The organism is Bacteroidota bacterium, assembly GCA_039111535.1.
GTDB lineage: Bacteria > Bacteroidota > Rhodothermia > Rhodothermales > JAHQVL01 > JBCCIM01.
Window position 1 is genome coordinate 1 of record JBCCIM010000235.1, and the last position, 9,072, is coordinate 9,072.

Here is a 9,072-nt window from a genome sequence, read left to right on the forward strand (position 1 = left end):
AAACTTCTGGATGGATACTTCGGTACAAGGCATAGGCACAGAACATCCCGCTGAAGAACAGGATTTCTGTGACTAGGAATAGCCACATACCCAGCTTGCCAGAGTCATACTGCTGCTCGGGGTCATCAAAGTGGTGTGCCAAGAAAGGCGGGTGATCATGATCGTCATGACCGTGTCCATCACCATGTACCGCTGCTTCTGACATTTTCTTTTTCTCGTATCGTTTGGGACCGCGACGGGCCTATGGACTAGCTTTGGGCTGGTTCAGGTTCAGACTGAGGGACTTCCGGTGCTTCAGGATGAACATACTCCCAGCCCCGATCACCATCGCGATAAACCAATGGTTTGTAGTTGTAAGGGTCGTTGACCGTTGGGGGTTCCAAGAAGTTGTAGTATGGCGGTGGCGAAGTGCACTGCCATTCCAGAGTCGCGCCACCCCAAGGGTTTGGTGGAGCCTTCTTGCCAGCCATCATGGAGTGAATGAATACTCCCAAGGCGACGAACAGACCAAAGCCAAGCAGGAAGGCACCGTAGGATGACATCTGGTGCAATTCTTGGAACTCGGCCACGTATTGTGCGTAACGACGAGGCATACCGCGACTGCCCAAGACAAATTGAGGCAGGAAGGTGAGGTTGAAGCCCAGGAATACCAGCAGGCAAGAAACCTTACCCCAAGTCTCACTGAACATCTTGCCCGTCATCTTTGGCCACCAGTAGTGCAGCGCACCAATAGCAGCGATCACCGTACCGCCCATCATCACGTAGTGGAAGTGGCTTACAACGAAGTAGGTATCGTGCAGGTGAATATCAATGGCCAGTACACCCAGCATGATGCCTGTCAGGCCACCAATGGTAAACAGGAAGAGGAAGGACAGGGCATATAAAAACGGGGTTTGAAGCCATATGGAGCCTTTATACATGGTCACCACCCAGTTACACACCTTCACCCCGGTTGGTATACCAATCAGGTAGGTGATGAGGGAGAACACGATAGAGGATACTGCAGACTGGCCAGATACAAACATGTGGTGTCCCCATACGAGGAAACCGAGGAATGCAATGGCAACAGAGGAGAGGGCGACAAACTTGTACCCGTTGATTGGCTGCCGTACAAACGGTGCAATCAGCTCTGAAACCACGCCAAACGCCGGCAGAATCATGATGTATACAGCGGGGTGCGAATAGAACCAGAAAAAGTGCTGGTACAGAATCGGATCACCGCCCAGTGCCGGATCAAAGATGCCAATGCCGAGGAAACGTTCGAAGAACAACAGAACCATCGTGATACCTACAACCGGTGTTGCGAGTACCTGCACGATGCTCACGGCGTACATGCTCCAGGTGAAGAGCGATAGGCGGTCCCAGGTCAGGCCCGGTGCGCGCATTTTATGGATGGTAACGATGAAGTTGATCCCGGTAAAGATCGAAGCAAATCCCGCCACAAACACAGCGGAAGTGAGGAAGAGCACCGATCCATCCCCCTGGCTGGAATAAGGGGTGTAAAAGGTCCATCCGGTATCTACATTACCTACGATCAGGCCGCAAAGCACAAGTGCCCCGCCGGCAAGGTACACATAGTAACTGGCGAGGTTGAGTCTCGGAAACGCAACGTCAGCAGCACCCAGGTGCATCGGTAACGCAAAGTTACCCAGAACAGCTGGAATCGATGGCACAAGGAACAGGAATACCATCACAATACCGTGCATGGTAAATACCTGGTTGTATGTATCAGCCTCCATGATGGTCGGGCCCTTGGTAAGTAGCTCGATACGTACCAGGAGCGCGAGGGTACCACCAATCAGAAACATGATGGCCAGCGTTACACCGTACATCAAGCCAATACGCTTGTGATCAACGGTGGAAAGCCAGGACCAAATGGTTTTGTCGTGATTCAGGTAATGCTTCATCGCGCGTGGCGCGGCAACATTGCCTGTATCTGTCGCTGTCGTCTGACTCATTGTTCTATCTTTCTATATAAGAATGTCGCGTTTACTGCTGCGCCTTGATGTAAGCGATCAATCCGGAAAGCTCCCGTTCGCTCAGTGTGCCATAAATGGCCGGCATCTGATTCTGATACCCCTCTACAATGCGTGAACCCGGATTGACGATGGAGTCGCGGAGGTAGTTGTCGTCCGCTTCGGCAGTTGTACCATCACCAAAATTTCGTTGTGAGCCATACAAGCCCTGGAAGGTCGGTCCGACCATTTCAGAACCATCGAGCGAGTGGCAACCGAGGCAACCGCGCTGCTGATACAGCAACTCACCCAGTTCTGGCAACGGCATGTCATCAGACATCCCTCCTCTCGAGTCTACCCACTCGTTGAATTCATCCTGTGGCATCACGACCACTTTGGCGAGCATGCCGGAGTGGTCCGTCCCACAATATTCCGTACAGAAAAGGTCGTATTCCCCTGCTTTGGTGGCTTCAAACCAGACAGAAGTATAGCGATTCGGAATTACATCGTGCTTGACGCGGAAAGCCGGCACAAAAAGGCTGTGGAGTACATCAGCGCTGCTCATCACGAGGCGAACAGGGCGATCAGCCGGCACGTGCAGGTTACCACCAACCACAAAGCCGTTGTTATACTCAAATTCCCAGTTCCACTTTGCAGCACGAACAGTAATTTCGTAAGCACCCGGAGGTGCGATGCTCATACGCAGAAATGACTGGAAGCCCCATGTGAATACAACCATACATAAAATGGTTGGCACAACGATCCAGGTTAACTCCAGAATCTTGCTTTCGTGGACGCGTTCTGTGCGCTCGTTTGCGTGCTTGCGGCGATACTTGATCACGAAGTACACCATTGCGACGATAACAGCCACAAAGATGGCAATACTCACGTAGTACGTGAAGTAAAACAAGCTGTCAATCTCACCAGCCATGGTAGAAGCGTCTACCGGCAGCCAGAGGGTTCCTTTATCTTCCATAATGTTATGTTAAGTGGGCAGCCCAACATCAGGCTCGCCATTTTGACCTTCATTTCGCCAAAGTCCATACAAGGCAACACCGAGAACCAACACGGTCAGGGCGCCACCCAATTTCATCAAGTTTGTAGCATGTGCCACATAAGCACTTGCTTCTTTGTCATACTGTAAGCAAAACAGAATAAAAAAATCTTTAGGGGTACCTATTTTGCCCCCGGAAGCCTCAACAAGGCTGAGCCGAAGGTCGCGGGCGCTAAATGAGACACCCTGCATGTAGCGTGAAATCTGTCCATCAGGTGTCAGGAATGTGAGAATCGGCGGGTGAACATACTGCTGAATTTCTTCAACGTAGCTATACTTGAAGCCGATTGCGTCCGCTAATTGCTGAATCTCCGATTCGTTCCCTGTCAGAAAATGCCAACCTGAAACGTCTGATTTGCCCAGCTTCTCCAGGTACTGCGTTTTTTTCTCCCTGGCCGTCTCCGGCGTATCTTCTGGCGCAATACTGATGGTCAGTACATCAAACTCCTGGCCGGCAGTCCATTCCATTTCAGCCATTGCGGCAGTCATCGCATCAAGCACCACATTGCACATCATGGGGCAACTGTGGTACACCATAGCGAGTAGCACCGGCTTTTCGCCGTTGACCACAGCTCCGAGCGGAGTGGGTTCGCCGCGTTCGTTGTTGAATACGAGATCGAGGGGGATATACGCGCCGTTTTTCTGATCGAGTCCGGCACCGTCATATACGGGATCAAGCGTACGGGTCTCTTGTGCCAGTAAGGTCGTGACGCAACAAAACAATCCGGCCACGCACCAAACAATCAGCCTTGATATGTGCGCTTTGCACGGACCCATGTGTCACCTAATTGTCTTTGGCCTGCAAAACCAGTTCGTTGGTGTAATTACCGGCTTCCTGGTTTGCATACGCTTCATTCACCATCAAGTCGATAGCCTGATCGATTGGAATCTGGAATACGCCAGCCTCTGCATCAACCACACCATACTGGGTTAAGGCAGCTGCAGCGGCGGCCTCTACATCCCTCAATTCAGGGTATTCACTCGCTGAACTGCTATTTGCCAGCGTTTCCTGGCTTGTCATTTTCGTAAGTGTAAATCCTGTGATTACCAGACCTGTGACAATCACAACAGTTACAACAACAATTGCCAAAACAAGCGGCACGCTGATCGACTCTTTCTCTACGCCAACGAGGCCATGATGTAAATCATCGCTCTCGGCGCCTGCAAAAGCTTCAGCACCACCGGGTGCATCCACCATCAAGGCAGCCTGGTCCTGCGGATCTATGTCTTTGGATTCAGACATAATTTTTTTCTTTAATGATCGGGTTTATTAACGCTAACTTTAGGTACAAAGGATAACAAACCCATGTTGAGGTACGCTCCTTTTTTAGCTTAGATCGTCGCGTGTAGTCAAGCCTTTATGAATGCTACCACGAAAAACGGGTAAAAACGGCTTCACATTTCTAAAATCTAATTTGCCGCCGTCCCTTTGCTTTGTGTCCATTTCAATCGTGAAATAAGCACGCGACAAAATAAGAAGCACCGGAAAAACTTGCTGGATCAGGTGCTGTGAAATCTCAGCGACTGTCCCAGATACGGATCGTTCTGTGGCACAAGACTATGCCGGCTCAAACGATACATCATGGTGCCAAACAAAATGGCAAACAAACCAATAAAGGTAGTAAAGTCCATCCAGTGAAATCCTGCGTGACCGTTGAGTTCCAAATCAAGCACAGGCATTACAAGCCAGTGCAAATCAAACCAGTGCATGATCAGAATGTACACCGCCATAAACGTTAGTAGTGGCAGAATACGTTTGGTCCATCGGGGTAACAACACGATAAACGGGATAATGAAGTGCATCACGAGGAGCACTGCACTGTGGTACTGCCAGCCGTGTTCGAGGCGATGGCGATACCAGATCGTTTCTTCAGGAATGTTACCATACCAGTAAAGCATGTACTGGCTAAATGCGATGTACGCCCAGAAAACGACAAAGCCGAACATAAACTTGCCCAGATCCTGAAAGTGCTCTACGGTTACAACACCTTGTAGCATACCACCCGTTCGCTGGAGCATTGAAAGGACCAGGATCATCATTGCCAGAGCGCTCAAAAAGGAGCCGGCAAAGATATAAACGCCGAAGATTGTCGAGAACCAGTGCGGATCAACCGACATAATCAGGTCAAAACCGGCAAAAGAAATGGTAAGCGCGAACAGTAAGAGGCCAATGGCGCTGACTTTGCGGAATTTTGCCGGCATATCTGCGGTTGGCTCAAGATCCTGTCGAACCGACAACGAATACAGGCGATACGAAATAAGTGTCCAGGCTAGAAAGTAGAATACAACGCGGCCAATAAAGAAAGGTGTATTCAAATACGGTGCTTTCCCGGCAACCAGTGCATCATATTTCGGACTCGCAGGATCGAACAGTTCGGCATGCGTCCAGTGATACAGATCATGCATCCCCAGCAAAATTGGAATAGCAAGCACTGCCAACAAAGGAAATGCCCAAATCAGGGCTTCTGGTACGCGTCGCACAACAGCGCTCCACCGTGCTTTGGTCAGGTGCTGTACCAACACAAAAAACAGCGAACCCAGCGTAATGGTGAGGCAAAACGCCCAACCTACCAGGTAAGAGAAGTAAAACTGTTTTGGATCAGACGCTGCGCCTACACCGGCAACGACCATTAAGAGCGCCCCGATGACAAGCGGCACCGCCCACCAGGCTACACCGCCTGAAAAACGATACTTTTCAGATGCGCCATCCCGGGTAGGTTTGTACGGATCACCCAGGAAAAACAGCAAGGAATTAGATTTTATTTCAGCCATGAATCAACTCGTTCAGAAATCCACGCAGTGTCAGATTGGCACTGTTAGTTTTAGGCAGTTTAATTTATTGTGATGCCGCGCTCCTGTTCGATGCGCTGCAGTTCGCTCTGAGGCAGATCAGATCCGGCAGCATTCTGGCTGCGCTGCAACGCCCGGATGTAGGCCACAATGGCCCAACGATCTGCGACAGGAATCTGTGTGGCATACCCGGACATGGTTCCTGTTGGGGTACCATGGGATATGACATCGAAGTACTGACCATCCGGCATTTCTAAAAATCGCTCAGTATGGTAATTCGGTGCAGGAACCACATACCCGTACCCATTGCCATCATTACCAACCATGACTATCCCCTTGCCATCGCCGGCCGCGCCATGGCACACTACACAATATATATTATAACGCTCCTGGCCACGCAACAATACATCACGTGTAACCGGAATCGGCATGGTCGTGACAGGTTCGCCCTTTGCGTTTATCCCGCGGAAAAACATCTCATCCTCATTTAAGAAACCACGCGCCACCGTACCAGCTACTGGAGGTCGCATTGACATCTGATTCTCAAAAAATGTGTTTTTCTGCTGTCCGATAAACTTGGGTTGCCGATCCATATTGGGGTTGATGTGGATCGGCGAATCATCAGATTGCATACCACGGCACCCTGTCAAGAGTAGGAGCAATGAGGTCAAAAGGGGTAAAGCAATTCGTTTCATCATTATTCTCGGGTAGACAACACAGGCTGTCCTACATTAATACTTCAGCTTCTTGCGGGCTCTGCGAGCCGTCAATGTCTTCTCCTTCAGATCCATCCGACGATGTACCACGATCATGTACAACCTCCAGGTTGGTACCACCAATCTCTTTAAGGAACGCTTGCGTCTTTTCCATATCAAACTTGTCATCTTCTGCTGCAATAAACAGGAAGAAAGCATCGTCTGATGCACGAGAGAAAGAGGAAGAATAGAACAAGGGATTGTAAGGGCGCGGCAAACCGTTCAACAACAACATGCCAATGACGGCAGCATAAGCAGAAAAGAGTACGGTAAGCTCAAACATAACCGGAATCGACGGTTCAAACGCAAAAAATGGTTTACCACTTATGTTTATCGGATAATCTACTTGCCCAGTCCACCACTGTAACCAAATTGCAAGTGACAGGCCGGTTATACCACCTAACAAACAGAAATACCCTACATTCGAGTTGCCAAGCCCCATGGCTTTGTCCATCCCGTGTACAGGGAATGGCGTGTGGGTATCAAATTTTTTGTACCCCGCTTTGTGTACATCTTCCGCTGCGTGCAATAACGCACCCGGATTGGGGTATTCGGCCAGAACGCCGTATACATCGTCCTTGATAGGCTCGTAAATACTCATCGAGGCTTTGGCGGAGCGAAGTAAGTTATTCAACATAATGCGCGTTGTTTAAAGGGCCCGATTAAAACGATCGTTGATATCTCAGGAATTTGGCGTGACGGTAGGTGCGGCAGTGCTGGCATGGCCGTCCCCATGATTGTCGTAAAAATGAGGATCAGCTTCAGGCATCACCCCTTTCACTTCTGAAATAGCCACCATCGGTACCCAGCGGAGGAACAAGAGGAAGAGGGTAAAGAAGAGACCAAATGTCCCGACAAAAGTGAGCACGTCCACAGCTGTTGGGGTGTAATAGTCCCAAGAGCTCGGCATGTAATCTCGGTGCAATGAAGTAACAGTAATTACAAAGCGCTCGAACCACATCCCGATGTTCACAACAATGGATGCGAAGAACATGAACGGGATGCTGCGGCGGATTTTCTTAATCCAGAAGAACTGCGGGAAAATCAGGTTACAGAACATCATTGTCCAGTAGGCCCAGGCATAAGGACCCGTTGCGCGGTTGATGAATGCGTACTGCTCATACCGCACACCTGAGTACCAGGCCATGAAGAATTCTGTGATGTAGGCAAAACCAACCATGGTACCTGTGAGCAAGATGATAATGTTCATCTTCTCGAGGTGGTTGATCGTGATTACATTTTCGAGGCTGTAGATTTTGCGTGCCACAACCATCAGCGTGACTACCATTGCAAACCCGGAGAAAATGGCGCCGGCAACGAAGTAAGGCGGGAAAATGGTTGTATGCCAGCCCGGAATCACCGAAACAGCAAAGTCAAACGAGACTACGGAGTGTACAGAGAGTACCAGCGGTGTAGCCAACGCGGCCAGCAGCAAATAGCTCTTCTCGTAGTTTCTCCAGTGACGGTTTGAACCGGTCCATCCGAGAGACAAGAAGCCCAATATCTTCTGGCGCCACACTTTCTTCGTGCGATCACGGAGTGTTGCAAGGTCAGGTACCAGCCCTACATACCAGAATACAAGCGAAACGAGGAAATAGCTCGATACCGCAAAAACGTCCCACAAGAGCGGGCTTTTGAACTGCGGCCACATCTCCATCTGGTTTGGAATAGGCAACATCCAGTATGCAGCCCAAACACGGCCTACGTGAATACCCGGAAAGACGAGGGCACACATGACCGCAAACAGGGTCATTGCCTCCGCGGCGCGGTTAATCGACGTACGCCACTTCTGCCTAAACAGGAAGAGAATCGCTGAAATCAGCGTACCGGCGTGACCAATACCAACCCAGAATACAAAGTTGACAATGGCCCAACCCCAGCCAACCGGGTTGTTTACACCCCAGACCCCGATACCATTCCAAAAAAGGTAGGCAATCATGATCAGCAACAGGCCGGCAATACTGCTCGAAATACCAAATGCCACGTACCAGGCAAATGGAGTTTTTTTCTCGGCATGTTTCGACACCATTTCGGTGATGTCGTGAAAAGACAAATCGCCGGTAATCAGCGGTGGATCAGAATGGAATCCATCCCCACTGTACATGGCATCTATATCTGTGGTTGAATTACTCACGGTCTTTGTGACACTAGATTATAAAATGTGACTGATCATACTTTGACAAGCGGAGAATCTCCGGCTATCATGCAGAAAACCCTTCCAACTCAGGATTAGGATTACGAATACGGGCCAAGTAGGAAGTCCTTGGCTTAGTGTTTAATTCAGCCAAAATATTATACCGGCGATCATTCCTCCTTGCTTGATTTACTGCGCTCGCCGGATCATTCAAATTACCAAACACAATAGAATCTGAAGGACAGGCCTGCTGGCAAGCGGTTCTCAAATCGCCATCCATGATTGGACGTTTTTCCAGTCCAGATCGAATATTAGCTTGTCTAATCCGCTGGATGCAGAATGAACATTTCTCCATCACCCCCCTCGAACGCACCGTAACATTAG

General features: G+C 49.8%; 10 protein-coding genes. All 10 read right to left on the reverse strand.

Annotated features, from left to right (window positions below; all coding sequences use genetic code 11):
• The coding region (locus AAF564_23900) for a cytochrome c oxidase subunit 3 family protein (protein MEM8488613.1) at nucleotides 1-205 on the reverse strand (205 nt) is incomplete at its 3' end.
• Between the two features lie 43 nt (nucleotides 206-248).
• Nucleotides 249-1,958 (reverse strand): cytochrome c oxidase subunit I, encoded by a 1,710-nt coding sequence (gene ctaD / locus AAF564_23905; protein MEM8488614.1) that lies wholly within the window; start codon nucleotides 1,956-1,958, stop codon nucleotides 249-251.
• Nucleotides 1,959-1,989: 31 nt separating this feature from the next.
• The gene (coxB, locus tag AAF564_23910) at nucleotides 1,990-2,931 is read right to left on the reverse strand and encodes a cytochrome c oxidase subunit II (GenBank protein MEM8488615.1); all 942 of its coding nucleotides are present in this window, start codon (nucleotides 2,929-2,931) and stop codon (nucleotides 1,990-1,992) included.
• A gap of 9 nt (nucleotides 2,932-2,940) precedes the next feature.
• Complete coding sequence (locus AAF564_23915) at nucleotides 2,941-3,741, reverse strand: SCO family protein (GenBank protein ID MEM8488616.1); 801 nt, start codon at nucleotides 3,739-3,741, stop codon at nucleotides 2,941-2,943.
• Nucleotides 3,742-3,793: 52 nt separating this feature from the next.
• The gene (locus AAF564_23920; protein MEM8488617.1) at nucleotides 3,794-4,252 is read right to left on the reverse strand and encodes a hypothetical protein; all 459 of its coding nucleotides are present in this window, start codon (nucleotides 4,250-4,252) and stop codon (nucleotides 3,794-3,796) included.
• 257 nt (nucleotides 4,253-4,509) lie between these two features.
• On the reverse strand, nucleotides 4,510-5,781 hold the full coding sequence (locus AAF564_23925; protein ID MEM8488618.1) for a hypothetical protein: 1,272 nt from the start codon (nucleotides 5,779-5,781) through the stop codon (nucleotides 4,510-4,512).
• Nucleotides 5,782-5,840: 59 nt separating this feature from the next.
• Entirely contained in the window at nucleotides 5,841-6,431 is a 591-nt protein-coding gene (locus AAF564_23930) for a cytochrome c (protein MEM8488619.1), read from the reverse strand.
• A gap of 94 nt (nucleotides 6,432-6,525) precedes the next feature.
• Nucleotides 6,526-7,191 (reverse strand): DUF3341 domain-containing protein, encoded by a 666-nt coding sequence (locus tag AAF564_23935; GenBank protein ID MEM8488620.1) that lies wholly within the window; start codon nucleotides 7,189-7,191, stop codon nucleotides 6,526-6,528.
• A gap of 45 nt (nucleotides 7,192-7,236) precedes the next feature.
• Nucleotides 7,237-8,688: an NrfD/PsrC family molybdoenzyme membrane anchor subunit gene (nrfD, locus tag AAF564_23940; GenBank protein MEM8488621.1), complete on the reverse strand. Its 1,452-nt coding sequence runs from the start codon at nucleotides 8,686-8,688 to the stop codon at nucleotides 7,237-7,239.
• A 67-nt stretch (nucleotides 8,689-8,755) separates the two neighbouring features.
• Nucleotides 8,756-9,072, reverse strand: a 317-nt coding sequence (locus AAF564_23945; protein MEM8488622.1) for a molybdopterin oxidoreductase, incomplete at its 5' end; no start/stop codon positions are given.

Excerpts from the sequence above, each read along its gene's own strand:
- ctaD (MEM8488614.1), bottom strand. The coding sequence starts at position 1,958 with ATGAGTCAGACGACAGCGACAGATACAGGCAATGTTGCCGCGCCACGC.
- coxB (MEM8488615.1), bottom strand. The coding sequence starts at position 2,931 with ATGGAAGATAAAGGAACCCTCTGGCTGCCGGTAGACGCTTCTACCATG.
- AAF564_23920 (MEM8488617.1), bottom strand. The coding sequence starts at position 4,252 with ATGTCTGAATCCAAAGACATAGATCCGCAGGACCAGGCTGCCTTGATG.
- AAF564_23925 (MEM8488618.1), bottom strand. The coding sequence starts at position 5,781 with ATGGCTGAAATAAAATCTAATTCCTTGCTGTTTTTCCTGGGTGATCCG.
- AAF564_23930 (MEM8488619.1), bottom strand. The coding sequence starts at position 6,431 with ATGCAATCTGATGATTCGCCGATCCACATCAACCCCAATATGGATCGG.
- AAF564_23935 (MEM8488620.1), bottom strand. The coding sequence starts at position 7,191 with ATGTTGAATAACTTACTTCGCTCCGCCAAAGCCTCGATGAGTATTTAC.